Raw genomic sequence first — 25594 nt, 5'->3', positions numbered from 1 at the left:
TTCATTTTCCCTTCAGCACCTTGCGGATCGCGTCGATGCGGCTGTTGCCCCACTCGCGCGTTGGCTCTATGACAGAACCCTCCCCATGTTCGTTCCAGCAGCACAACACCACAGTGTTGCGCGTCTTCTCGGGGTTGGCGCGCACCACGGTTCGGAGGCGACGTAGGTGCGCCTCGAACTCATCAGGAGCGGCCTCGCTATCATCGTGTAGCGGGTTAGCACTCCCGCCCCATGGCCGTTTGTTCCACCCTGCTATGCCGGGGACGATATAAGGCACTGGGGAGTTGGCGATCATCCAACGCCAGGTCATCGCATAGGCATCATCCAATTCCACGAAGCTTTGCGTAGTGCGCCGATCTGCTACATAAACCCCTTCGAATCCGCGGTGGTAGTTGTAGGCGCTGTAGGCGTCATAACCGGTTTCTTTGCCGTACTCAGTAACCCAGTAGGGCACGGCTTCAGCGCTGCCAACGATGAACAATTCACCCACGCCCGTCTCGCGGCCAATGCGGCGCGCAATCTGCAAAAGATCGCGGGGATGCAAGCCCATCTCAATCGCACGGTCGCGCAGGTTCTGCTGAGAGAACACAAATACTGCCGGCTTGCCATCAATGCGCAGATAGTCAGACCGCTTCAAGAAGTTCTGGCACCAATACTCCACCATGCGCTCGAAGTTTTCACGGTTTTGAGGCACCTTCATGTGGTTCGCCCACAGCAATGCGAACTTCATCCCCGGCCAGTCAGGAGACGCGAGGAATGACCGCAACGCATGCTCCAGGTAAGGCTTGTTGCCCTCGGCCCAGTACCAATCGAACACCACGAAGTCCAATTTGGCCTGCCTCATCTGCGCCAACTGCTTGGACACCACCTCGGGTTGCCCTTCGTCGTACCAGCCAATCAGAGGCTCCTTCTCGGGATACTTCTTGATCGGATCCCACGGGCGTTTGGACGGAGCCCCTGGCATGTCGTTCTTCCATCCAGGAAAGTAATAGACGCCTACCTGGGGCGCACCCTGAGCATGCGCCATCAGCGCAGCTAGCAGCAGGCACAGGCCGACAAACCAGGGGACGCACCGAGAAGTTCTAGCGTGCTTCATACAGTCTCCTGAATCCACGCCCCTGGGCGTCGAGGCTGAAATGATTGCGCACGCGGTCGTAGCCGGCTTCGCCCTGGCGCTGGCGCAGCTCCGCATCCGCCGCGAGGCGTTGAATGGCCTCCGCCAACTGGCCATCGTCTCCGGGGCGCACGAGCGCACCCGTCTCGCCGTCCACCACGATGTCAGCCAGCCCGCCATGGTTAGCAGCCACCACCGGCCGACGAGCGCACATCGCCTCCAATGCCACCATGCCGAAAGGCTCTGGGTCAGTGGAAGGCACGACGGCAATATCCATGCCGCACCAAACCGGCCAGACATCTGGGGTGAAATCAAGCACCCTCACGTGCGACTCCAACCCAGCCTCGGTTATCTGCTGCAGCAACTGATCGCGCAGTTCGCCCTGTCCGGGCGGCGGACTGCCCACGATGACGAAGCGCAGCGGCGTCGCCGGATCGGCTGCCACGATGCGCCGTGCAGCCCTCACCAGGACGCCCTGCCCCTTCCAAGCATTGATGCGGCCAACCAGACCAACCACCACCTGCGCTTCCAGACTCTGTGCACTGCGCCACTGGCTGCGGGCAGGCTCCCTGTCCCGATCAGACATCACCATGCCATTCGGCACCACCACAGCCTGGCGGGCAATACGCGGGCATTGGTTCACCAGGTTTTGTCGCACCATCTCAGAGATGCACGCCACCTTGTCGGACAGACGCGAGGCAAGCCAGGCAAGAGCCCTGGCGACCGGCCGAGGACGCAAAATGATCTCGTGCACATGCCACACATGCCGCACGCCGCGCATCCGGCTCCAAACGGCGCCGGACACCACGGCGATGGTATTGCTGTGGACGGCGCCGATGGAACGGCCAGCCACCACTGAATCCAGCTCCGACAACGACCCTGCCACCTGCCGCAGGAAACGTACCAATCCGCCGGGCGTGAACGCGCTGCGCTGCACCTTGGCCAACGTGCGCACATGCACCTCTACACCGATGCGGCGGAACTCGGCAATCAGCGGGCCCTCACAAGGCACCACGACGATGGGATGCACTTGGCCATGGCGTGCAAGCCATTCCACGAGCGCAAGCAGCACGCGGTCGGAACCGTACAGCTCGGCGGCCTGGTGCACGAATAGAACGTTCAAGGCCTGTTGATTCATGCGTTTTTCGCCAGCGCCGGACGCACCGGCCGGATGGCGTCTGCAAACAGGCTCACCGCGTGGTCGGCACTGAAGTACGCCCGCGCCCGCACACGCCACTGCGCGTTGGGCGCAGGCGCGTCGGCCGCAGCCAGTGCCTGCAGTTGGCTGGCGAAGCTCTGCGGGTCGTCCGCCAGCGTGAAGCAATCAGCGACCTCTGGCGGCAGGCCTTGTACGCCTATCCGGGTGCTGAGCAACTGCGTATGGCTGTACAGCATCTCCACGCTTTTCAGGTTGACGCCGCTCCCGCCCTGCACCGGGTTGACCAGCACTCGGGCTTGCGCCAGCAGCGGCGCGATCTCGGCCGGGTTAGGGATCAGCTGGATGCGCGCGTCACTGCGTACCAAGGCCTCCACCTCAGCAGAGGGGCGCGAGCCCGCGATGGCGAAGCGGTAGTCCGGCGACTTCAGCAGCGGCAGGACGCGCTGCACGAACCAGCGTACGGCTTCCACGTTGTTGGGCGTATTGAGGTTGCCGAAATACATCGCGTGATAGGGGCGCGACTGCGAACTCGCGCTGGCCAACTGGTCGGCGAACGCGCGATCGACGATGGGCGGCATCCAGTGCGAGCGGGTTACACCTTGTTTGCGCCAGTACGCCATGTCACTGGCGGAAATGTCGAGCACGGCGGCCGCGCCAGCTTGCACTCCGCGCTCGAAGCGGCCAAGCCCCCACACGTTGGCCATCAGCCCAAGGCGTGACTTGAGACGCGTGGCCTGCGCCAACTGCATCTGCATGTAGTGGTGCTCGATGTTGTGTGAGCGGTACACCCAGGGTACACCCAGCTCGGCGGCGAGCCAGCGCACGACGTGAGCGCCGTAAAGACCATCGGCTAGCAGAAGCGTGGGCTGGAAGCCGCGCGCCCAGTCAAGGACACGAGGCCGGTCCAGCGTCACCCAGCGAGAGGCCACATGCGATGGCCAGCGCCATGCGTTGAGAACCCGGCCGACCAGCTCGGCCGGACTACGAGAAATGCAGCCCATGTGCATGGCCTCGCAATGCACAGCCAGCTGCGCACGCAGGTCGGCGCTGGGCTCTCCGTCGCGCGGGCCGTCGTACCACGTGAGCAGACCCATGGAGGCGCCCGCGCCGCGCAGCGCGAGCAGCCGGCGCCAGACATCAACCCGGCCACCTGAGTTCACCGGCAGAGGAAGCTCGTTAGGCACCACGATGATGCGCTCACCCGCCAGGGTGCCAAGCTGTTGCCGCGAAGAAGTGAAGTCGAGATTGCTCATGTGCGGATGAACCAGAACTAGGCTGAGCGACGCTTGAGCATGCCGGTCAGCATCTGCCGCTCCGCCGGCGTGAACAACCCGCCCACTAGAAGCATCGCAAGTACCAGACTTGACGCAGCAACGCCCAGCACCAGATCTTGCAGAGCGAACGGCGGCATCACAGCCTTCGCGGAAACCGCTGCTGCGGCGATGATTGCGCCGCCTGCGCCGCACAGCAGCAGCGCACGCCAGTCGGGCCGGTAGGGATAGCCTGCGCGGCGCAGCCAGGCCACCGCCGTCAGGTTGTAAAGCAGATAGGACACCCACGCGCCCCCCACCAGCGCCGCGATGCCATAGCTCGGCACCAGCCAGGCGCCGACGACGATGCCCGGCAAGGCGCACGCCGCTGCTTTCACCTGGGTGTCGTTCTGCTCCGTGGTGTTGGCGATGATGGACACGACCCACTGGTTGCTCATCGGCACCAGCAAGGCGACGTAAGCCACCAGCAGCCAGCCGGCATCCGCATAGCGGCCCTTGGACAGCATGCCGAGCACCATGTCGCCGGCAAGCACGAGGAACACGATCAACGGCGTCAGCACGGCGAGGTTGATCTTCAGCACGATGGCGCCCATGGCGTTGAGCGCACCGAAGTCGCGGTTGGCGGTGTAGCGCGAGATGAATACAGGCCGGATAAGGCGCAAAAGCATGAACGCTGGCAGGTAGCGCTGGATGTACTCGTAGAGGCTATGAACTGCACCAAATCGTGCCGCCTGGACCAAACCGGCCTGGGACGAGGCCACCAACCGAAGCGCATCGGGGCCATACAACAGCATGACAAGTTGGGCGCCGTAGTTCTTTGCACCGAATGCCAGCATGCGCGCGCGGATGCTCTCGGGCAACTCACGCCATACCTGTCGAGGACGCAGCACGCTGCGCAGACCACCAACTTTCAGCCGGGTCACTGATACAAGCAATCCGGCCAGCGTGGCAACACTCTCACAAACGATCACCTTGGTCAAACCATCGGCCGACGGCCAAGTGCGCGACAGCACGACGAACAAAACGATCTTGAGCAGCGTGTAGAGGGCCTGTGTGAACTGGGCGGTCCCCTGATTCAAAAGCGCCTCATGGATGGCACCGGCCGTGTTCATCAGGCCGAACATCAACAGCCACGCCAGGGCTAGCGGCAGCACCTCTTTATAAGCCTGCAGAGACAGCAAAGGCACCCACCACCCCATGGTGGCGAGCCCCAACAGCACCAGCAGCAGCAGCACACTGGCCCGCACGGCAATGCCCAGCAGGATGAGCTGTGACGCTCCGACTTCGTTGCCCGCTGTGCGCAGTTCTGGCAGAAAGCGCTCAAGCGTCGCCTCGATGCCCAGCGTCGCCAACACCGCCACGCCGGCCTGAATGGCCAGGATGGCGGTGTAGGCTCCGAACTCTTCGCGGTGCAGTTGCCGAAGCACCAGCACGAAGAACACGAGGCCCAGAGCACCAGTGGCAGCGCGGCCTAGTAAGAAGCGCTGCAGCGCGCGTTGGAAGTTGGCTTTGGAATAGTGCATCAAGGCGGGCGTAGACCGGCAAGAGCCGGGTGGCGGTCAGGCCTGCGCGAACGACACAGGCCGTTGAGCGCGAAGCGGGTGGCGAGCGCCCAATCGTGCGGCCACTGCATACAAGATCATGGCGATCAATTGCATGGGCGGGCTACTGACGATGGTCACCTCATAGAGCACGGCCAATGCCAATACAAGCGTAGTCGCACGCAGGGCTTGCACGAACGACCGCAGCAGCGCTTCGCCTTCGTGCTGTACGCGGCCAAAAGTAACAAAGGCCATGAACAACGGCGCCACATAGGCAACCAACCCCACCAGGCCCACCTCCCAGAGTAGTTTTGTCGCTCCCGTGACGTCAGTGCCCAAACCGAACTTCAGGGCAGCCACACCTGGGCCGGCGATGGTGGACATGCTGGTGGCTGCAGCCATGCCATAGCCCACCAACCAATGGTAAATATCACCGCTGAAGTCCTGATTCCGCCACCAGATCGCCAGGCCTGTCATACGGCCGGGCCAGTTGTTGGCTGGCATGAAAGTGGGGTCGAAGCTGTAGCTGAATCGCCGAACGATCACCAGCCAGACGTCGCCACGGTTCTCCGCTGCCCAGAAGAAGATGAAGTAAACGTAAAGGAGGAGTGCCATGGCCCCCAGCGCGAATAGCGCCCCTATCAGGAAACGCATCGGGCGTTGATAGAGCTCGCCTGAGTAGAGCACTGCAAGTGCCAACGGGATCATCACGAACACGACCTTGGTCTCCGCCAGGCCAATGCCAATCATGATGGCCAAAAGGCTGCCAATGACTTGTCGCCCGTTCAGCAGCTGATTGCGATACATAGCCAAGGCCAACACCATGGCAAAAACCAAATAGATGGCCAGCGAACCACTCGCCCCCCCCCCGAACTTGGGGCCACCAAAGCTGCCGACGATGCTGTCAAACGCTGACCCGAAGGAATTGGCCGCGACGCGCTGCGGGACCACCACAACCGCCTGGTACACCTCGATGGGAAACTGCACCAGCGCCACGAGCAGCAAAAACCACACCGTTCGCCGCAACGTGTCCGCCGACATGCCACCCAACCGCAGGTAAACGTAGAGGCCCAGGAATGGCAGGTAGTTGCGCAGACCTGCCGCAACATGGGGAGCCCCGCCTTCGCCGAACACCGTAGACACGGTAGCCGTCGTAGCAAAGACGATCATGGCGGCATCCACGCCTGTGAGTCGGCCTGTTCCGTCAGACTTGGCACCTGCGCCCTGAAGGAAACCGCTCACCAGAAGACATATGCCGATTCCAGAGGCCACCCATTGCAACTGGCCATGGTCGGTGAAGTACTGGACAGTACCGCTGATCAGCAGCACCAGCGCCAACATCGCCCAATAGAAGAACCTGGGAAAGAAGATGATGACGATGGCTGCCGGCAATGCCCACAGCGCCACCAGTGGCACGATGCCGCCAACGGGCAGGATGAGGCCGCTGAACAATGCCAGCGCCGCCCCAGCGGTCAGCACGGCGATCATCGGCAGCGGAGGCATGCGCTTCATGTTGACTTCCGCTCAGCAGCAAACAGCTGAAGTCGTGCAGTACCCAACACGCTTCTTGCGGGCATCCGTAGGCCGCATCACGCCGCCAGTCGCTCAGCCAACAGCTCGACGGTGCGACGTGAGCGCACCACGGTGGGGCCCAACACCTCGCGAAGCTGTGTGCGAATCGCATCTTCACGATCTACCATCAGGTCCAGCTTTTCCATCAGCGTACGTGCGCTGACGTCGGGCGTGCTGAGCACGAAGTCTTCATGCCCGAACAGATCCTTGTTCAGGCCACGAGCCTTGGTACTGTAGGCAATGGACACAGTCGGCGTTCCGCGCGAGATTGCGCCAATCGTGGCGTGCGTGCGCGCACCGATGAAGTAGCGGGCCTGCCCCAACACAAACTTCAGTTGCGCTGCATTCAGCGTCTTCGGCAGGATGCGCACGTTCGGCACATCCTTGGCCAGATTCAGAACAGCCGTCATGTAACGATGGTCGCAGTTGTCCGATTCGATGCCATCGTTGAGAGGTCCCACGTGCGGAATCAACACGCAGGGCAGTCCGTACTTGGCATGAGCTTCGCGCATGAACCCGGCAACCTCACGTTGCAAGACCGCGGGGTCTTCTCCTGCTGCACGGAACTTGGCGATCAGCGGACTCACATTGAGACCCAGGAACCCCGGCTCCAGGTCAAAGCCGAGTTGGGCCGCGTCGACCGGCTCCGGCTTCATCACGAAGGCCGGATCGCACACGCCGTGCAGGTTGTGAGAAACCCCGATGCTCTGCAGGTACTTGAGCGTGATGGATTCGCGGATAGTCACCAGATCCAGTCGATTCAGGAAGGTGGCCATGTCCTTCTCGATGATCGGCTCTTTTGCGAATGGTCCCACGGACGCAGCCCACAGCACTGTGGGCTGCTTATCCTTGAAGAAGTCTTCCGCAAATGCACGGTGCCAGAGCAGCGGTCCGAGGCCGTAGTCAAGCGTGATCACGTCTCCACCGATCATGATGGTTGCATCACAATCCAAAACCATGCGGCGGTAATCAGCGGGCACGCTGAAGCCAGGCTTCCATACAGACTTGAACAGGTCGGACTGCCGAACCGCCCTTCCCCACAACTTGATGTTGAACGGGTAGACCGGTACGTCAACGAACCGCACCCCCTGATCGGCATGGTCTCGCCATTGGCGGCCATCCGCCGCGGCGTCATAGCTCGGCACCAAAAACTCGCTGGGTCCGAACTTCTCGGTCAGCATCTGCACCGTAGAACGCACCAGCGCTTCGCAGCCGCGGTTGCCGAAATTGTTGTGCCCTGCGAGATAGAACTTCTTCATACGATCAGTGTTGTCAGGGCCGAACGGCCCGGTCGGAAGGGACTGGCTGGCGATTCGAGCTCGATGCCCGGTGACTTACGTTGTCGAATCAGCTCGCCGCAGACGAAAGCGGAAGACCAAAAATGCGATCCAGTTCTGGCGCACGCAAACTTCTTGCCAACTGCTGGGCGAACGCTTGATGGAGTTGGTAGCTGACCTCAGCGTCGGGGCTGATGTTGGATATGCGCACCAACATGCCGTCCGGAATCAGCCCTCGAGTCGAATAGGCCAACTGGCGGAGCTTTTGTTCCGTGCCGCTTACTGCCACTTGATTTCCAACCATCACCCAATAGGTTATGGGTTCGACCCGCCCGCCTTGGACGGCGACCAGTCGCCGGGTATGCACAGTCCTGTCAGCAAGACGGATGAGGCCGCTATGGTCATCTTTGATCTGGAAGCCTTGCGCCGGATAGCAGACTTCCGGGCGATGCGCACGAGTTGCATCTGATTGATCTCCGCCGTACGCGACGGACAACATGATCCGCTGCCCCTCGCTGCTCACATAAGTACGGCTGAGTGTCTGGCTGTAAATCTGGTCAAGTACGGCCTTCTGGTCAGGGGATACGAGCTGCACAGGCAGCCTATCGTCCACCCCCCAGCCGTCCAGCGTCCTCGGGAACGCGGTCTCCAGATCAAATTTTGGCAACCTATCCGCCAGGCGCTGCGTTGGGCGCCACCAGTGCGCACAACCCAGTGCGGCAGCACTCGCAACACACACGGTCAGCGCTTTGCGTCGCGACGATGTCATGCCACACCTCTGCGTTGACGCTCAGCGGGAATAAACCAAGCAAGCACCTTGTCGAGGCCGAGCATCAGCGTCAGTGCGACCAAGAACAGAACCATGCCCGCAAAGCCGTGAACAAAGCCTTGGCCAGCTGCGTCGCCGAAATGATAGGTAACCAACACCAAGATCATCACGCGCACGATGTTGGCCATGAACGCAGTAGGCACCAACAGCAATGCAAGAGCCACATTGCGCAGCGGGTTTGTGTACTTCATCAGATTCATGTACAGCATTCCCAGCGCTTCAAGCGTGAACATGCTGTTCAAGCCTGCGCATGCATCCGCCACCAGCAGCTGATAGGGACCGACAGTCATGACGACGCCGCTTCGGCCGACGGGATAGCCGATGGCGTACAGCAGGTTACTGGCGACTGCAGAAACTGCACTCTTGAGAGGCGCGGTGACCATTGCAACCAGCGCCTCTGGCAGCGGCACCATGAACAACATGAAGAACAAGGGGAACCAGACCAACCGCAATGCCGCGCCGCCCTTGAAGATCAGTAGAAAGGCGGCAAGCACGCCGATCTGAGAGCCCACCGCGAACATGCTGATGTCTTGTGATCGACCGAATGCGTAAACGATCAGGCTCGCGGCAAGAAGCAACCAACCCAACACGGGCATCGGCTTGATGGGAATCTCCGCCAAAGCAAATCTGGCGCGGTACAACAGCCAGAAACTCACGGCCAGAATGATCGGGCCGTGGCCCTGTTCGTCAGTGCTCCAGTACGTTCTTGACAGCTCGTAATAGGCCGGCAGGAACAGCAGTGCAAAGCTAATCGCCAGCGCGGCCAGCACCACCCGGTCCATGCCCGGAGGCAGCACCGTGCGGGACCTGCTCCCGGCTGCGGACGTGGCGGCCATTTGCATCAGAACTCGTTGAATACCACGCCAGCGACTTGGGCAGGCGTTTCGGCAAGGTTGGCAACCAAGTCCTGCAAAGCCTCCACGCGCGCCTCATTCTTGCGAGCAACAACCAAGGCTGCTCCGCAGCGCGCGGCAATCACGGCACTGTCACTACCGAAACAGGCCGCCGGAGTGTCAACGACCACATGGTCGAACTTGGAAAGCAGCTCGCGAATCAGCAGCCCGAACGCCGGGCGCTCCACCAACTCGAGCGGGTTCGGCGGCGTCGTACCTACAGGTAGGACAAACAGGCTGGACACACCGGGGACTTGCTGGATGACCTTCGCCTCCGCACGACCACTGAGGATGCCAGAGAGCCCGGCTCGGTTCTCCACGCCAAACACGTCATGCTGGCGGGGATGGCGCAGGTCGGCGTCTACAAGCAGCGTGCGCCCGCCCAGTTGGGCGAGAACGACGGCGAGATTCGCTGCGAAGAAAGTCTTGCCGTCGCCGGCCTCGGGACTCACCACGGCAATCGCCCGGCGCTCCTGGCCTTCGTTGAACAGCCGCATGATGATCTGGCTACGGATGGCGCGCAGACTTTCAGCTTGAACGCCGAAAGGCTGGTTCAACGCGACCAACTCGGGGCTGGCACTTCGCCGCTCTTCCGGGGCGTAGGGGTAGTGAAATTGCTGACTCAGTGCGAACAGGACGTCGTCGCTGCTAGCGAAGCCGAGCGCAACAGCTGCTTCGCCAAAACGGACGCTCTGCTCGCGCTGATGGCGAACAATCCTCTCCACCTGATCAGCGGACAGGTTGCGCAGATTGGCCAGGATGCTGCCGATCGAGCGATCGGCAATGTTTGAATCTTGGGTGTCGACAGTCACGAGTCAGTCTTTCTGTGCGGCTGGGTACGGTGATTGGGTGACCAGTCAGATACCGGATTGCGAACCAGGCGCAGGCAAGCTCACGGCGCGCTGATTCGCGAAGCCCAGAGCCACAGGGCGCGCGGGATTGAAACGCTTGGCGTTCGGGGTCGGCAACGAACCCAAAACTGGCAGACCCAACGCTGTGATGACGTCATCGGGACTGCGAACACGGCGGTCCGTCATCTCCATCAGCAGCGCGACACCAACTGCCAACAGCCCGCCCATGAAGACCGCCAATAGCACATTCAGTACGATTTTTGGGCTGCTGTGTTCCGAAGGCGGTTGCGCCACCGTAAGGACGTTTGCGTAACTTTGGGTGTTCTGCGCCTCCAGGGCGGACTGGTTTTGGCGCGCCACAAGACTGTCAAAGACCCGCTGAGCATTCTCCACTTCGCGCTGCAGGACCATGCCTTCATCACGAACCGCTTTCATCTCAAGCATCTTGGTGCGCTGAGAATCCAGCGCTGCACGAAGCTGCCCTTCGCGCGCTTTGTTGATGTTGTTGCTAACAGCGACCCCACTGGTAACGCGCCGAGTCTCAGCCTCGATCTTCGAGCGCAGCTCGGCAATGTTCGCGCGAGACTCCTGCACCTGCGGGTGGTTGTCACCCAAGCGCTGAACCAACTCCTGCAGTTTTGCCTCATTGCGCGAAAGATCCGCCTTGAGCCCACTGATGAGCGGGTTGTTGAGCACCTCCTGCAGGCGATCACTCTGGGTGCCCTGCGCCTGTACCTGGCGGCTGCTGCTCTCGGCCGAGATGCCCTGCGACTGAGTCAGCTGACTGTTCAACTCGGCGAGCCTGGCATTCTCGATATCAAGACGCTCGTCAGTAACGATGATGCCTTTTTCCTGCTGAAAGGCCGACAGCCGTTGCTGAGCGCGCTCCAACGATTCCCGGGCATCCTTGACCTGCGCTTGGAAGAAGCTGTTGAATTGCTTCGCGGGATCGGCTCGCAACTCAAGCGTCGTCGCGATGTAGGCCTGCGCGAAGGCATTAGCGAGTGCGGCCGCAAATTGGGGTGACGGGCTCTTGTACTCGATGCTGATGACATTGCTCATCTGGCTCGGCTTCACGTCGAGATACTTCTGCAGGAACAGCACCAAATACTGCTCCAACGTCCCCTTGCCGTCGGACTCCGCTTGCCACTGTTCACGAATTGCGGGGTTCTCGGTCAGCTTGAGGTCGCGAATGACCCTCAACGCCACTCGCTCGCTCTGAAGGATGTCAGCTTGCGTCGCCATGAACCCTGGCGTGGACAACCCAGGAAAGATGGTCGCCGACACCGGGTCCGGCTTGATGTCAATCACCACGCTGGCTGAGCCGGTGTACTTCTTCGGCAGCAGCAAGCTGACCACCAGTGTCGTCACCACCACCAAGGCGAACACCGCCAGTGCCGCCCACTTGCGCGCGCGCAAAATCGACAGAAATTGTGCAAACGTCATTCCCAACTCCCATAGTCCGCCGGCCCCAGCCTGACGCGGATCAAGCTCAGAACAGGCTTTCCTTGACGAAGACCACGTCTCCGTCCTTCACGGCTTCATCCATGGCCTGCTGAATGACCTGCACCTTGCCGTCCGCCCCCTTGCGGTGCACCCGGATACCCCGCTCGGTGCCACGCTGGTTCAGGCCGCCACCGGCGGCGAGGACCTGCATCAGCGTCATGCCACGCTCCAGCCGCATCGGGCCGGGGCGCTGCACCTCGCCGTAGATGTAGACCAGCGGCGCGCGGTCCACCCACAGCACGTCGCCGTTCTGGATCAGGACGTCGTTGGCACGGTTCTGCTCGGCGCTGAACACGTTGGGCAGGTCGATTTCCTGGCGGAAGGGCTTGCCGTTGCGGGTGCCGGTCAGCACCAGCTGGTCGCCACCGCTGGTGGCCACACCGCCAGCCGTCGCCAGCAGGTCGGTCAGGCGCATGTCGGCCGTCTCGATGGGGTAGCGGCCCGGGCGGTTGACCTGGCCCAGCACGCTGGCCTGGTTGCCCTTGACCTGCAGCAGCGTCAGCGTCACCTGGGGCGACTTCACGAAGTTGCCGTTCTTCAGGCCGTCGGCGATGAGCTTCTCAGCGGCGCTGACACCCAGGCCACCGATGCGGATGTTGCCCAGCAGCGGGAAGCTGACGACGCCCGATTCGGAGACCCGCGTCTCCAGCGTCAGGTCGGGGTTCTGGTAGACGACGATGCGCACGACGTCGCCGGAACCGAGCCGGTACTCGGCAGAGGCGGCGGCAGCGGGCGCGGCGGCCTGGGCATGGGCGCACAGCGCGCCCAGACCCAGCGTGGCGGCGACAAGCAGTTCGGAGAGACGCATCTTCTTCATCATCATTTCAGGCCCATGCCCTTGGAGATGGAAGCAGGATCCAGGCCACTGGCGGCCGGTGCGGGCGTTTCGGCAGGCGCCGGCGCCGGGGCGGGCACTGCGGCCGCCGGCGCGCTGGCCGCTGCGGGTGCGGGCTGCGCGAACTTGCCGACGTACTCGATCTTGGAGCCGTCACGCAGCGCCTTGATGTCCTTCTGCACGACCTCGGCCTTGCGCTGATTCAGCAGGAAGGCCTCGATGGCGGGGCGGGCGCGGGCTTCGTCCACGGGCTGGCTGCGCGAGCCGACGAGGAACAGCACGGTGATGCCGTTGGCCGCCGGGCTGACCATGGAGTCGCCGTCCTTCATGCGGGAGATGCCGTCCAGGCTGGCCAGCGGCAGCTGCTCGGCCGCACGCACGGCCTGGTTGCCAGCGAAACGGAAGTCGTTGGCCTTCAGGAAGTCGACGAATTCGTTGAGGCTCTTGGCGGCGCCGAGCTTGGCGCGCAGCACTTCGAACTGCTCGGGCTTGGCCTCGATCTGCAGCTCCTGCAGGCTGTAGATGCGGCGGTCCTTGAACAGGGCCGGCTTGTCGTTGTAGTACTTGGCGATCTCTTCGTTGGTGGGCTTGGCCACGCTTTCGCCGACGCGCTCGACATAGGCGCGGGCGATGATCTCGCGCTTGGCAGCCTCGATCTGCTGCACGACGCGCGGGTCGCGGTCCAGCTTCTGTTCCTGGGCCTTCTGGACGGCCAGCTCCTGATCGACCAGGCGCTCCAGCACCTGGCGGCTTGCGGCCTCGGCCTGCTCGGGCTTGAGGCCCGGCTGGCGCTGCAGCACGAAGTTGATCTGGTGGACCGTGATCTCTTCCTTGTTGACCTTGGCCGCCGTCTGGGAGGCCTTGTCGCCCTTGTCACCACCGCAGGCCGCGAGCAGCACCGCGGCCGACACGGCGGCCAGCAGCGAAACGCGGGTATTGAGGAGTCGCTTTGCCATCTTTTCGATGTCCTTGTTGTGCGTAGAACGGGGTCCAGGCCCGGGTAACAAACGAGTGTAGCGGCCGGATATGTCGCTTCTATGGGGCGCTTGTCCCGGATAAAAGTGGGCCGAACCCGGGGTTAGAGCACTTTCAAGGGACAAGTTCCGCCACCCCCACGTATTCAGGGGGGATCATGAAACCCGGAAGTAACGACGGCCGGGAAAACCGGCCGCCTGGGGTCAGCAATCCGCCGTGGCGGACGGCTCCGTCAGCACTTGATGCCGGCGTGCAGCGCCACGATGCCGGCGCTGAGGTTGTGCACATCCACATGGCCGAAGCCGGCCGTCTTCATCATGGCCTTCAGCGTGGCCTGGTCGGGGTGCATGCGAATGGACTCGGCCAGGTACTTGTAGCTCTCGGCATCGCCGGCGAACAGCGAACCCAGCTTGGGAAGGATGTTGAAGGAGTACCAGTCGTAGGGCTTCTTCAGCGGCTCGGCGATCTTGGAGAACTCCAGCACCAGCAGCCGGCCGCCCGGCTTGAGCACGCGGCACATCTCGGCCAGCGCCTGGTCCTTGTGCGTCATGTTGCGCAGGCCGAAGGCGACGCTGACGAGGTCGAAGCTCTCGTCCTTGAACGGCAGCTTCTCGGCGTCGGCCAGGCTGGTGGGCAGGATGAGGCCTTCGTCCAGCAGCCGGTCGCGGCCCTGGCGCAGCATGGCCTCGTTGATGTCGGTGTGCACGACGACCCCGGTCTCGCCGACCTTGCGGGCGAAGGCGCGAGACAAATCACCCGTGCCGCCAGCGATGTCCAGCGCGCGCTCGCCCGGCTTCAGGTTCGCCACCTGGACGGTGTAGGCCTTCCAGGCCCGGTGCAGGCCGGCCGACATCAGGTCGTTCATCAGGTCGTACTTGGACGCGACCGAGTCGAAGACGCCGCGGACCTTGCTGGCCTTTTCGCTCTCGTCGACCGTGCTGAAACCGAAATGTGTCTGGCTCATGGAATTAGTGTGAGTGGCAGGAGCCGCCAGCCTTGACGGGCATGGCGTCGTCGCGAGACTTGCCGGCAGCGGCCAGGCGGGCCTCGTAGTCGCGCCACAGCGCGTCCTGCTGGCTGCCGAGCTTGTAGAGGTAGTCCCAGGTGAACAGGCCGCTGTTGTGGCCGTCGCTGAACTCGGGGCGCACGGCGTAGTGGCCCACCGGCTCCAGGCCGGTGACGACGACATCGCGCTTGCCCGTCTGCAGCACCTCCTGGCCCGGACCGTGGCCCATGACCTCGGCCGAGGGGCTGTAGACGCGCATCAGCTCGAAAGGGATGCGAAAACGCGCACCGTCGTCGAAGGCGATCTCCAGCGCGCGGGACTGCTGGTGGACGGTGATGTCGGTGGGCTGCGCCATGCCGGGAGTGTCCCTCAGAACGTCTGATACGCCGGGAGCTGCCCGTCCTTGGGCCGCACCTGCGTGAAGCGCGCCGCCAGGCGCGACTGCACGCTGACGGGCAGCGGCGCAAAACCGGTGCCACGGGTCAGGTCGTCGCCGTGCATGAAGCACCAGTACAGGAACTTCAGCGCGCCCAGTGCCTTGGCGCCGGTGGCGGGCTCGCCGTCGACGAGCACGAAGCTGGTCAGCGTGATGGGCCAGGCGTCGTTGCCCGGGCGGTCCAGCAGCGTGGCCAGGTCGTCGCCCTGCCGGTGCATGTCGCTCTCCAGGATGGCGACGCGGAAGCCCGACTCGGTGGGCAGCACGAAGCGGCCGGCCGCGTTGCGCAACTTCACGGCGGCAAGCTTGTCGCGCAGCACGCGGTCGAAGGACACGTAGGCGATGCCGCCGGAGGTGGCGCGCAGCATCTGCACCATGCCGTCGTTGCCCTCGGCCTTCAGCGGCTCGCCGGGCCAGGCCGGCGCCTGGCTGGCACCCACCTCGTCCTTGAACCGCGCCGACGCACCGGCCAGGTAGCGGCTGAAGCCGTCGCTGGTGCCCGACTTCTCGGCACGCACGACGCGCTTGATGGGCCAGGCTGGCAGCGCGGCCCCGGGGTTCAGCGCGGCGATGCGCGCGTCGCTCCAGAGTTTCACGCGTCCCAGGAAGATGTCGGCCAGCAGCTCACCGTCCAGTTGCAGCGGTGCCGCCAGGCCCGGCAGGTTGACCACCGGCACCACGCCGCCCACCAGCATGGGGATCTGCACCAGCTTGTGCTTGGCCAGCTCGGCGGCCGGCAGCGGCGCGTCGGTGCCGCCGAAGTCGACCTGCCGCGCGCTGATCTGCTTGATGCCGTCGCCCGAGCCCGTGCCCTTGTAGGACACCACACCGCCCCCCGCCTTCTCGAAGGCCTTGGCCCAGGTGGCATAGACCTTGGACGGGAATGTGGCTCCCTGCCCCTGCACGGACTGGGCGAGGGCGGAGGAAGCCAGCAGCAGCGTGGCGGCGAGGGTCAGGATCGGGCGCCGGAGGGCAAGCATGGGTCGGCCGGAAAACTTGGTGAAAACCCGCAATCATGCCCTGTGTCTTCCAGCGCGCGCCACCGCCGCGGGCTCTAATCCGACGTTTTCACGGCTTTGCGCACCACCCTCATGCCACGCTTCACCCGCCACCGCCTGGCCCTCGCAGCGACCCTGCTGGGCCTGGCCGCCCAGGCCCCCGCGCTCGACCTGAGCGGCCTGTCCAAGGACATCCAGCCCTGCGACGACTTCTACGGCTTCGTCAACGCCACCTGGGAAGCAGCCACCGAACTGCCCGCCAGCCGCGCGCGCATCGGCAGCTTCGAGCAGCTGCGCCAGGCCAACGACGAGCTGCTGAACCGCGCACTGAAGGAGCTGGCCGACAAGCCGGCGCAGCAGACCACGCCGGGCCTCAAGCTGATTGCCGCCTACTACGCCAGCGGCATGGACGAGGCCGCCATCGAGGCACGCGGGCTGACCTCCGTCACGCCGCTGCTGAATCGCATCGACGGCCTGCAGCGCCGCGAGGACCTGCCCACCCTGCTGGCGCTGCTGGCGCGCAGCGGCGTGGCCGGGCCGCTGGGCTGGGCCGTGCAGCCCGACCGCAAGGACACGCGCCGCAACGTGCTGGCGCTGGGCCAGTCGGGCCTGGGCCTGCCGGACCGCGACGACTACTTCCGCAGCGACGAGCGCACCCGCGCCGTCACCGCGGCCTACCGCACGTTCGCGAAGACGGTGCTGGCCGCCGCCGGCCGCCCGGCGTCCGACGCCGACGTGGACGCCGTGCTGGCACTGGAAACCCAGCTGGCCGAGGCCTCGCGCGAACGCGCCCGGCTGCGCGACCCCAACGCCAACTACAACGCGATGACGCCGGCCGAGCTGGCCGCTGCCGCGCCGGGGCTGGACTGGCCGGCCTACCTGGCCGTGCTGACGGCGGGCGCCAAGACGCCGCAACGCCTCATCGTCGGCCAGCCGGAGTTCGCCACGCGCGTCGCCAAGCTGGCGGCCGACACGCCGCTGGACGTGTGGCGCACCTATCTCGCGCTGCGCGTGCTGGACGTGACCGCGCCGCGGCTGCCCAAGGCGTTCGCCAACGCGTCGTTCGAGTACCGCGGCAAGGCCATCACGGGCCTGCAGGCGCCCGCACCGCGCAGCGAAGACGTCATCCAGCAGATCGGCGGCCGCTACGGCAACGAGCCGGTGGCGCTCGCCCTGGGCGAGCTGTTCGTGGCCCGCGCGTTCTCGCCGGAAGCGCAGCGCCGCTCGGTAGCGCTGGTGGAGGACATCCGCGCCAGCATGAAGGAGCGCATCGAGAAGCTGGACTGGATGACGCCGCCCACCAAGGCCCGCGCCCTGGAGAAGCTGGCCCGCATGCAGCCCATGATCGGTGCCCCCGAGAAGTGGCCGCAATACGAGGGCCTGCAGCTCAGCGCCAACGACTACGCCGGCAACTGGCTCAAGGTGGCGCTGTGGCACAGCGGCCAGCAGGTCAAGGACCTGGACGCGCCGGTGGAGCGCACCCGCTGGCGCACCAGCCCGCACATCGTCAACGCGTTCGCCGGCGGGCTGAACCAGATCACCTTCCCGGCGGGCATCCTGCAGCCGCCCTTCTTCGATGCGAAAGCCGACGACGCGGTGAACTACGGCGGCATTGGCATGGTCATCGGCCACGAGATCACGCATCACTTCGACGACAGCGGCCGCAACTACGACGCGGGCGGCTCGCTGACCGACTGGTGGACGCCCGCCGACGCCGCCGGCTACAAGGCCCGCGCCGACAAGGTGGCGGCGCGCTACGGCGCCATCTCGCCGCTGCCGGGCTACAGCATCGACGGGCGGCTGACGCTGGGCGAGAACATCTCCGACGTGTCGGGCCTGCCCATCGCCTACGAGGGACTGCAGAAGGCGCTCAAGCGCGGCGGGCCGGGCGCCGCCAAGCTCATCGACGGCCAGACACCGGCGCAGCGCTTCTTCCTGAGCAATGCGCTGATCTGGCGCACCAAGGTGCGCACCGAGTTCCTCATCAACCAGCTGCGCACGGACTCGCACTCGCCGGCGCGCTACCGCGTCGTCACGCCCATGAGCAACACGCCCTACTTCGCGCAGGCCTTCAGCTGCAAGCCGGGCAGCGCGATGGTGGCGTCCGACCCGCTGACGGTCTGGTGACCTCGCCTCCCACTGGAGGCCAGCCAGGCGCCCGGGCGGCCACGCGGCGCGGGCTGGCCTGACGCTCGCCGCTCCGCGGCGTGAGCGAGCGTCGCCCTGCCGCGCTCGCGGCCAACGCCGGCCAGCCGCGGCGCGGGCGCCCGGCGATACGCGAGCCACCAGGGCGCAGGGCCTTGCACTCATTCCATGCTTCCACTACGATGGAATCATGGAAGACAAGGACGTCATCAAAAGCCTTGCTGCGCTTGCGCAGCCGCTGCGGCTGCAGGTGTTCCGTGCATTGGTGGTGGTGGGCGAGACCGGCCTGACGCCCGGCGCCATCCAGGAGGCCCTGGGCGTGGCGCCGGCGACGCTGTCGTTTCACCTGAAGGAGCTGGTCAATGCCGAACTGGTGACCCAGGAACGCGCCAGCCGCAACCTGATCTACCGCGCCAACTACGCAAGGATGAACAGCGTGCTGAGCTACCTGACCGAGAACTGCTGCGAAGGCAGCGCCTGCAGCGTCGAATCCCCCGCCGTCTCGTGCGGCTGCTGACCAGGATCCCCATGCTCGACAACACCTTCAACGTGCTGTTCATCTGCACGGGCAACTCTTCCCGCTCCATCATGGCCGAGGGCCTGATGAACAGCCTGGCGGATCGGCGCTTCAAGGCTTACTCGGCGGGCAGCCACCCGAATGGCGCCGTCAACCGCCTCGCGCTGCAGACACTCGCCGCGCTGCACATCCCGACGCAGGGCCTGCGCAGCAAGAGCTGGGACGAGTTCGCTGTGACTGGCTCGCCCATCATGGACTTCGTCTTCACCGTCTGCGACTCGGCGGCCGGCGAGACCTGCCCCGTGTGGCCCGGACAGCCGATGACCGCCCACTGGGGCGTTCCCGACCCCGGCCACGTCGAAGGCGACGAGCCTGCTCGCCTGCGCGCCTTCCGCGACGTGGCCGTCACCCTGAAGCGCCGCATCGAGCTGCTGCTGGCGCTGCCCATCACCAAGCTGGAGCCACTGGCCATCCAGCACGAGATCAACCAGATCGGCAAACGCTGAGCTTCTCCATGACCACGCACGTTCTCATCCTCTGCACCCACAACTCCGCCCGCAGCGTCCTCAGCGAAGGCATGCTCAACCACTGGGCCAAGAAGCTTGGCAAGGATGTGCAGGCGCACAGCGCCGGCAGCGCACCCAGTGGTCGCATCAATCCCTTCGCGGTGGAGGCGCTGCAGAACGCGGGCGTGGATACCAGCGGCTACTACAGCAAGAGCTGGGACCAGTTCAGCCAGGACGACGCCCCGCCGCTGTCCATCGTCATCACTGTCTGCGACAGCGCGGCAGCCGAGCAGTGCCCGGTCTTCTTCGGCGCGAGCCGGGTCGGCGGCCAGCCGGTGAAGGTGCACTGGGGCTACCCGGACCCCTCCAACGCCGAGGGCGGCGACGAAGGCAAGCGCCGTGCTTTCGAGCTGACCCGCCAGGCCATCGGCTACCGCATGCTGCAGCTCCTCCAGCTGCCGCTTGAAGACCTGAGCAAGGCCGAGCTGCAGCAGGCCCTGGCCGACATCTACAAGAGCTGAGCATGGGCCTGTCGCGCAAGCTCCTCGCCGAAGGCCTGGGCACGGCACTGTTGATGGCGGTCGTCATCGGCTCGGGCGTCATGGCCGAGCGGCTGTCCGGCGGCAACGTCGCCATCGCGCTGCTGGCCAACACGCTGGCGACGGTGGGCGGTCTGTACATCCTCATCGAGGTGTTCGGCCCCGTCAGCGGCGCCCACTTCAACCCGGCAGTCACCGCCGTCATGGCCTGGCGCGGCGCACTGCCCGTGGCCGCCCTGCTGCCCTACATCGCCGCACAGCTCTTCGGCGCGGTGCTGGGCGCCTGGCTGGTTCACGCCATGTTCGACATGAACATCGTGCAGCTGTCGACCAAGCTGCGCAGCGGCTCGGGGCAGTGGATCGCGGAAGCGGTCGCGACCTTCGGCCTCATGCTGGTCATCCTGCGCGCGCCGGGCTCGCGCGTTGCTGCGATGGTGGCGGCCTACATCGGCGCGGCCTACTGGTTCACGGCGTCCACGTCCTTCGCCAATCCGGCGGCCGTGTTCGGCCGCATGTTCAGTGACAGCTTCGCGGGCATTGCGCCCGTGAGTGCGCCGGGCTTCGTGCTGGCCGAGCTGGCCGGTGCCGCACTGGCCGTGCTCGTGCATCAGTGGCTCGCTGCACCGGCGACTGCCGTTGAGCCGGCACCTGCGGGAGAGACCCGCCATGTCTGAACGACTGTTCCCCGATGCCACCTTCCCGGCGCTGCAGGCCGCTCATTTCGACGTGCCGACCCTGCAGCGCCTGCAGCCGCCCACGCCGTCGCAGCACCGGCCGCGGTTCCTCATGCTCTACGGCTCGCTGCGCGAGCGGTCCTACAGCCGGCTGCTGACCTTCGAGGCGGCCCGCCTCCTGGAAGCGATGGGCGCCGAGGTGCGCATCTTCAACCCGAGTGGCCTGCCGCTGCCGGACGACGCGCCCGAGACGCATCCCAAGGTGCAGGAGCTGCGCGAGCTGGCCGCCTGGTCCGAGGGCATGGTCTGGACCTCGCCGGAACGCCACGGCGCCATGACCGGCATCATGAAGGCGCAGATCGACTGGATTCCGCTGTCGGCCGGCGCGGTGCGGCCCACGCAAGGCAAGACGTTGGCCGTGATGCAGGTGTCTGGCGGCTCGCAGTCCTTCAACGCGGTCAACCAGATGCGCGTGCTGGGCCGGTGGATGCGCATGCTGACCATCCCCAACCAGTCGTCGGTGGCCAAGGCGTTTGCCGAGTTCAATGAGGACGGCCGGATGAAGCCATCCGCGTTCTACGACCGCGTCGTGGACGTGATGGAGGAGCTGTTCAAGTTCACGCTGCTGACCCGCGACCTCGGCCCCTACCTCGTGGACCGCTACAGCGAGCGCAAGGAGAGCGCCGAGCAGCTGTCCCAGCGGGTGAACCAGCGCGCCCTCTGATCACCCGACCGCACCACGGGGCTACGGCCCCGTTCTTCCGGCCCAGATAGTTGCTATTGACAACGAAGACGCCGAACGACAACATGCACCCAGATAGTTGCTATTCACACCGATATGTCCGAATCATCGGCCGGCAGTCTGCTGCGCGAAGTCGCCCGCATGTACACCCGCGCCCAGCGCGTCGTGGCCGACTGCTGCCGCACCACCAGCACGCAGTGCCATCTGTTGACCGAGCTGGGCCGGTCGGGGCCGCTGCCCTTGTCCGAGCTGGGCACACGGGTGAGCCTGGAGAAGAGCTGGGTGTCGCGAGCCGTGGAGGCCATGGCAGCCCGTGGCTTGGTGACCAAGGAGCCGAACCCGTCCGACGCAAGGAGCTGGCTCGTCACGCTCACCGCCGACGGCGAGCGCACCGTCCGTGAGCTGAACCAGACCCTCGACGACCACGCCGAGGGATTGCTGGCCTCGCTGAGCCCGCACCAACGCGCGGCCGTCGAGACCTCTTTGCTGACGCTCCTGAAGGCCTTGCGCGAAGACCCGGCCGCCATGTGCTGCCTGCCGCCCGAGCCGAAGGAGCCCGACCGGAATTCCAAACCATGTTGCTGACCTCCTCCGTCTCCCTGCGCCAGGCCGGCGCGTCCGACTGGGCCGCCATCGAAGGCCTGCTGCTGGCCAACAAGCTGCCGACCGAGGGCGCCCGGGCCCACCTGTCCACCTACCTGCTCGCGACCCGCGGCGACGAGGTGGTGGGCTGCGCCGGCGCCGAGATCTACGGCACCGTCGCGCTGGTGCGCTCGGTCGCGATCGCGCCAGGCCTGCAGAAGCAGGGCCTGGGCCGCCTGCTCGTCGAGCGGCTGCTGCACGAGGCCCGAGCGCGCGACATCGCCGCGCTGTACCTGCTGACCGTCACCGCCCCGGAGTACTTCGCGCAGTACGGCTTCAAGCGCATGCAGATCGCCGATGCGCCCCAGGCCCTCAAGGCCTCGGCCGAGTTCCAAGGCGCATGCCCCGCCTGCGCGGCACTGATGACGCTCACGCTGCGCGAGGCCCCTGCGGCCGATGCCACCCTGCCCGTCGCGGTGCTCGGCGCCGGCCCGGTGGGCCTGGCCGCCGTCGCCCAGCTCGTCGAGCGCGGCCTGCCGTTCGTCGCGCTGGAGGCCGGCAATCAGGTCGGCGCCAACCTGCGCGACTACGGCCACGTCCAGCTGTTCTCGCCGTGGCAGTTCAACATCGACCCCGCCATGGCCAGGCTGCTCGGGCCGACCGGCTGGACGGCCCCGCCCGCGGGAGAACTGCCGCGCGCCGATGAGGTCGTCGAGCGCGTGCTGCAGCCGTTCGCCGCGCTGCCGCAGGTCGCCGAGTCCGTCCAGACCGGGGCCCGCGTCGTGGCCGTGAGCCGCGAGGGCTTGGACAAGGTCAAGAGCGCAGGCCGAGACCAGGCCGCCTTCCTGGTGCGCTACGAGAAAGACGGCACCCTGCGCGAACTGCGCGCCCGCGCGGTCATCGACGCCACCGGCACCTGGAACCAGCCTAACTTCGTCGGCGCCAACGGGCTGCCTGCCATCGGCGAGGCCGAGGCGCGCGATCGCGTCTTCTACGGCATTCCCGACGTGGCCGGCGCGCTTCGCCATCGCTACGCGGGCAAGCGCACGCTCGTGGTGGGCGCCGGGCATTCCGCTGCGAACGCGTTGCTGGCGCTCGCCGAGCTGGCCAAGCAAGCACCGGACACGCGGCTGGCGTGGGCGGTGCGCTCGCCGGCTCTGCAGCGCGTGTTCGGAGGCGGCGCTGCGGACGCGCTGCCAGCCCGGGGCGCCCTGGGCGCGTCGCTGCGCCGGCTGCGCGACGCCGGCGCGCTGGAATTCTTCGGCGGCCTGCGCATCACGCATATCGAGCGTGCCGGCGACCACCTGCGCGTCCTTGGCCTGGACGGCAGGCAGCAGCCCGTCGCCATCGAGGGCATCGACGAGATCATCTGCGCCACCGGCCAGCGGCCTGACCTGCGCATCACCAGCGAGCTGCGGCTGAAGCTGGACCCGTGGCTGGAGTCCACCGAGGCGCTCGGCCCGCTCATCGACCCCAACCTGCACAGCTGCGGCACCGTTCGTCCGCACGGCCACAAGGAGCTGGCCCACCCGGAGCCCGGCTTCTACACGCTGGGGGTCAAGAGCTATGGCCGCGCGCCGACCTTCCTGATGGCCACGGGCTTCGAGCAGGCCCGGTCCGTCGTTGCCGCCATCGCCGGCGACCTGGTGGCGGCCGATCGCGTCGAGCTGGCATTGCCGCAGACCGGTGTCTGCTCGGCGGGCCCCAGCCTTGAAGCGCCCGCCAGCAGCTGCTGCGGGCCTGCCACGCACACGCCCGCGGCCACGGTCGCCACGCCGCTGCGCGACCGCGGCCCGCGCAGCGGCAGCCCGGCGCCGGCGCCGCTCGCCACGCAGCCGGCGCGCTGCTGCGGATGATGCAGCCCAGCCGCGCGCGCGTCGTGGCCTCGCTGGGCAGTGCCCAAACGCTCGCGTGGGCGTCGTCGTACTACCTGCCGGCCATGCTGGCGGGGCCCATGTCCAACGACCTGGGCGTCGCGCGGCCCACCGTGTTTGCAGCGTTCTCGGTGGCCCTGGTGGTCTCGGCCCTGGTGGGCCCGCACAGCGGAAGGCGCATCGACCGCTGGGGCGGGCGGCCGGTGCTCATGGCCACCAGCGTCATCTTCGCGGTGGGGCTCGCGCTGCTGGCGACAGCCACCGGCCCCGTCAGCCTGTTCGCGGCCTGGGTGGTGCTGGGCCTGGCGATGGGCAGCGGGCTCTACGAGGCGGCGTTCGCATCGCTGGTACGGCTCTACGGCCACGAGGCGCGTGGCGCCATCACCGGCATCACGCTGGTCGCCGGCTTCGCCAGCACCGTGGGCTGGCCCCTCACGGCGGCGCTGGAGCACGGGCTGGGCTGGCGTGGCGCGTGTGGGGCCTGGGCGCTGCTGCACCTGACGGTCGGGCTGCCGCTCAACGCGCTGCTGCCGCGGGCTGAACGGCTCGCGCTGCGGCCGACCGGCACCGGCGCCGACGCGCCGGAGCCGCCCGCCCCGCCGCTTGGCGTGGCGGCGCTGCTCGCCTGGGTGTTCGCGGTGACCTGGTTCGTCAGCACCGCGTTGGCAGCGCATCTGCCGAACCTGCTCGCGGGCGTCGGCACCGCGCCGGGCCTGGTCATCGCCATCGGCATGCTGGTGGGCCCCGCCCAGGTCGGCGGCCGGCTGCTTGAGTTCGGCTTGCTGCGCCGGCTGCACCCGCTGTACTCGGCGCGGATGGCGGCGCTGATGCACCCGCTGGGTGCGGCGCTGCTGCTGTTGCTGGGCGCGCCCGCCGCCACCGCTTTCGTACTGTTGCACGGCGCCGGCAACGGCATCCTGACCATTGCCAAGGGCACGTTGCCGCTCGCCCTCTTCGGGCCGACGGGCTACGGGCACCGGCAAGGCCTGCTGATGTTGCCGGCCCGGCTGGGCCAGGCCCTGGCGCCCTGGCTCTTCGGCCTGCTGCTTGCTGCCCTCGGCCCCAGGGCGCTGTGGGTATCGGCAGGCCTCGCACTGAGCGCACTCACGGCCCTCCTGCTGATTCGCACGCCGTCGCGCGAAGACGACAAGCCCCTCTCCACAACGTTGCAAGAGCCTGCATGAACATCCGCACCGCCACCCCGGCCGATGGCGCCGCCGTCGCCGCGATCTACGACCCGATCGTCCGGGACACAACGATCTCCTTCGAGACCGAGCCGCCGGGTGAGGCGCAGATGCGGGCACGCATCGAGAAGACCCTCGAAGCGCTGCCCTGGCTGGTTGCCGAGGACGCGGCAGGCACGGCCTGCGGCTACGCCTACGCCAGCAAGCATCGCGAGCGCGCCGCCTACCAGTGGTCGGTGGACGTGACGGTCTACGTGCGCGAAGACATGCGCGGGCAAGGCGTGGGCCGCGCGCTGTACGGCCGGCTGCTGCCGCTGCTGGCCCAACTCGGCTACTGCGAAGCCTTCGCCGGCATCGCGCTGCCCAACGCCGGCAGCGTTGCTCTGCACGAGGCGATGGGGTTCGAGCCCATCGGCGTGTATCGGAGGGTCGGCTTCAAGCAGGGCGCATGGCGCGACGTGGGCTGGTGGCAGAAGAGCCTGGCGTCGACGAAGACGCCCACCGAGCCGCGGCCGTTCTCGGCGGCATAGCGCTCGGCGGGGCGGCCTGCAAAGCCCGGCGGATGAAA

Annotated in this window: 25 protein-coding genes; 10 read left to right on the top strand and 15 right to left on the bottom strand. The window is 66.0% G+C overall.

Features of this window, described 5'->3' with window-relative positions; all coding sequences use genetic code 11:
- Position 1 precedes the first annotated feature (1 nt).
- The 15 genes from ACG04Q_RS09110 to pstS form a co-directional block, all read right to left on the bottom strand.
- Complete coding sequence (locus ACG04Q_RS09110) at positions 2-1096, bottom strand: glycoside hydrolase family 99-like domain-containing protein (RefSeq protein ID WP_394510592.1); 1095 nt, start codon at positions 1094-1096, stop codon at positions 2-4.
- Positions 1083-2252 (bottom strand): glycosyltransferase family 4 protein, encoded by a 1170-nt coding sequence (locus ACG04Q_RS09105; protein ID WP_394510591.1) that lies wholly within the window; start codon positions 2250-2252, stop codon positions 1083-1085. Before ACG04Q_RS09105 ends, ACG04Q_RS09110 begins: the two co-directional genes overlap by 14 nt.
- Positions 2249-3526, bottom strand: coding sequence for a glycosyltransferase (locus ACG04Q_RS09100; RefSeq protein WP_394510590.1), 1278 nt, complete (start codon positions 3524-3526; stop codon positions 2249-2251). The genes ACG04Q_RS09105 and ACG04Q_RS09100 overlap by 4 nt, the downstream gene beginning before the upstream one ends.
- Positions 3527-3543: 17 nt before the next feature.
- Positions 3544-5067 carry a lipopolysaccharide biosynthesis protein gene (locus ACG04Q_RS09095; RefSeq protein ID WP_394510589.1) on the bottom strand — a complete coding sequence of 508 codons (1524 nt, stop codon included), beginning with the start codon at positions 5065-5067 and terminating at the stop codon, positions 3544-3546.
- Positions 5068-5103: 36 nt separating this feature from the next.
- The gene (locus ACG04Q_RS09090; protein ID WP_394510588.1) at positions 5104-6597 is read right to left on the bottom strand and encodes a hypothetical protein; all 1494 of its coding nucleotides are present in this window, start codon (positions 6595-6597) and stop codon (positions 5104-5106) included.
- Positions 6598-6674: 77 nt separating this feature from the next.
- Positions 6675-7916 carry a polysaccharide pyruvyl transferase family protein gene (locus ACG04Q_RS09085; RefSeq protein ID WP_394510587.1) on the bottom strand — a complete coding sequence of 414 codons (1242 nt, stop codon included), beginning with the start codon at positions 7914-7916 and terminating at the stop codon, positions 6675-6677.
- Positions 7917-8004: 88 nt separating this feature from the next.
- Positions 8005-8703, bottom strand: a complete 699-nt coding sequence (gene epsI / locus ACG04Q_RS09080; RefSeq protein WP_394510586.1) for an exosortase-associated protein EpsI, B-type — start codon at positions 8701-8703, stop codon at positions 8005-8007.
- Positions 8700-9605, bottom strand: a complete 906-nt coding sequence (gene xrtB, locus ACG04Q_RS09075) for an exosortase B (RefSeq protein WP_394510585.1) — start codon at positions 9603-9605, stop codon at positions 8700-8702. The genes epsI and xrtB overlap by 4 nt, the downstream gene beginning before the upstream one ends.
- A complete protein-coding gene (locus ACG04Q_RS09070; RefSeq protein WP_394510584.1) occupies positions 9605-10468 on the bottom strand; it encodes a polysaccharide biosynthesis tyrosine autokinase in 864 nt (287 codons plus the stop codon). Before ACG04Q_RS09070 ends, xrtB begins: the two co-directional genes overlap by 1 nt.
- A gap of 45 nt (positions 10469-10513) precedes the next feature.
- On the bottom strand, positions 10514-11953 hold the full coding sequence (gene epsF, locus ACG04Q_RS09065; protein WP_394510583.1) for a chain length determinant protein EpsF: 1440 nt from the start codon (positions 11951-11953) through the stop codon (positions 10514-10516).
- A gap of 46 nt (positions 11954-11999) precedes the next feature.
- On the bottom strand, positions 12000-12821 hold the full coding sequence (gene epsE, locus ACG04Q_RS09060) for a polysaccharide export protein EpsE (RefSeq protein ID WP_394510582.1): 822 nt from the start codon (positions 12819-12821) through the stop codon (positions 12000-12002).
- An 11-nt stretch (positions 12822-12832) separates the two neighbouring features.
- On the bottom strand, positions 12833-13804 hold the full coding sequence (locus tag ACG04Q_RS09055) for an EpsD family peptidyl-prolyl cis-trans isomerase (protein WP_394510581.1): 972 nt from the start codon (positions 13802-13804) through the stop codon (positions 12833-12835).
- Positions 13805-14055: 251 nt separating this feature from the next.
- Positions 14056-14787, bottom strand: a complete 732-nt coding sequence (gene ubiE, locus ACG04Q_RS09050) for a bifunctional demethylmenaquinone methyltransferase/2-methoxy-6-polyprenyl-1,4-benzoquinol methylase UbiE (protein ID WP_394510580.1) — start codon at positions 14785-14787, stop codon at positions 14056-14058.
- Positions 14788-14791: 4 nt separating this feature from the next.
- A complete protein-coding gene (locus ACG04Q_RS09045) occupies positions 14792-15184 on the bottom strand; it encodes a gamma-butyrobetaine hydroxylase family protein (protein ID WP_394510579.1) in 393 nt (130 codons plus the stop codon).
- Positions 15185-15198: 14 nt separating this feature from the next.
- Positions 15199-16245 carry a phosphate ABC transporter substrate-binding protein PstS gene (pstS, locus tag ACG04Q_RS09040; protein WP_394510578.1) on the bottom strand — a complete coding sequence of 349 codons (1047 nt, stop codon included), beginning with the start codon at positions 16243-16245 and terminating at the stop codon, positions 15199-15201.
- A 111-nt stretch (positions 16246-16356) separates the two neighbouring features.
- Here pstS and ACG04Q_RS09035 point away from each other — a divergent pair, with 111 nt between their 5' ends.
- From ACG04Q_RS09035 to ACG04Q_RS08990, 10 genes are all read left to right on the top strand, one after another.
- A complete protein-coding gene (locus ACG04Q_RS09035) occupies positions 16357-18390 on the top strand; it encodes a M13 family metallopeptidase (RefSeq protein ID WP_394510577.1) in 2034 nt (677 codons plus the stop codon).
- Between the two features lie 208 nt (positions 18391-18598).
- Entirely contained in the window at positions 18599-18925 is a 327-nt protein-coding gene (locus ACG04Q_RS09030; RefSeq protein ID WP_394510576.1) for an ArsR/SmtB family transcription factor, read from the top strand.
- Positions 18926-18936: 11 nt separating this feature from the next.
- Entirely contained in the window at positions 18937-19431 is a 495-nt protein-coding gene (locus ACG04Q_RS09025; protein ID WP_394510575.1) for an arsenate reductase ArsC, read from the top strand.
- Positions 19432-19439: 8 nt separating this feature from the next.
- Positions 19440-19952 carry an arsenate reductase ArsC gene (locus tag ACG04Q_RS09020; RefSeq protein WP_394510574.1) on the top strand — a complete coding sequence of 171 codons (513 nt, stop codon included), beginning with the start codon at positions 19440-19442 and terminating at the stop codon, positions 19950-19952.
- 2 nt (positions 19953-19954) lie between these two features.
- Complete coding sequence (locus ACG04Q_RS09015; RefSeq protein WP_394510573.1) at positions 19955-20644, top strand: aquaporin; 690 nt, start codon at positions 19955-19957, stop codon at positions 20642-20644.
- The gene (arsH, locus tag ACG04Q_RS09010) at positions 20637-21368 is read left to right on the top strand and encodes an arsenical resistance protein ArsH (protein WP_394510572.1); all 732 of its coding nucleotides are present in this window, start codon (positions 20637-20639) and stop codon (positions 21366-21368) included. Before ACG04Q_RS09015 ends, arsH begins: the two co-directional genes overlap by 8 nt.
- A 159-nt stretch (positions 21369-21527) precedes the next feature.
- Positions 21528-21971 (top strand): MarR family winged helix-turn-helix transcriptional regulator, encoded by a 444-nt coding sequence (locus tag ACG04Q_RS09005; protein WP_394510571.1) that lies wholly within the window; start codon positions 21528-21530, stop codon positions 21969-21971.
- The gene (gene arsN2, locus ACG04Q_RS09000) at positions 21962-23824 is read left to right on the top strand and encodes an arsenic resistance N-acetyltransferase ArsN2 (protein ID WP_394510570.1); all 1863 of its coding nucleotides are present in this window, start codon (positions 21962-21964) and stop codon (positions 23822-23824) included. The genes ACG04Q_RS09005 and arsN2 overlap by 10 nt, the downstream gene beginning before the upstream one ends.
- Positions 23824-25026, top strand: coding sequence for an MFS transporter (locus ACG04Q_RS08995; RefSeq protein ID WP_394510569.1), 1203 nt, complete (start codon positions 23824-23826; stop codon positions 25024-25026). Before arsN2 ends, ACG04Q_RS08995 begins: the two co-directional genes overlap by 1 nt.
- On the top strand, positions 25023-25556 hold the full coding sequence (locus tag ACG04Q_RS08990) for an arsinothricin resistance N-acetyltransferase ArsN1 family B (protein WP_394510568.1): 534 nt from the start codon (positions 25023-25025) through the stop codon (positions 25554-25556). Before ACG04Q_RS08995 ends, ACG04Q_RS08990 begins: the two co-directional genes overlap by 4 nt.
- Positions 25557-25594: the final 38 nt, after the last annotated feature.

Origin of the sequence: Pelomonas lactea (assembly GCF_043555885.1) — a bacterium.
GTDB classification, from domain to species: Bacteria; Pseudomonadota; Gammaproteobacteria; order Burkholderiales; family Burkholderiaceae_C; genus Pelomonas; species Pelomonas lactea.
The sequence above is the reverse complement of the archived record's forward strand: the minus strand, read 5'-3'. Positions and strand labels throughout refer to the sequence as shown.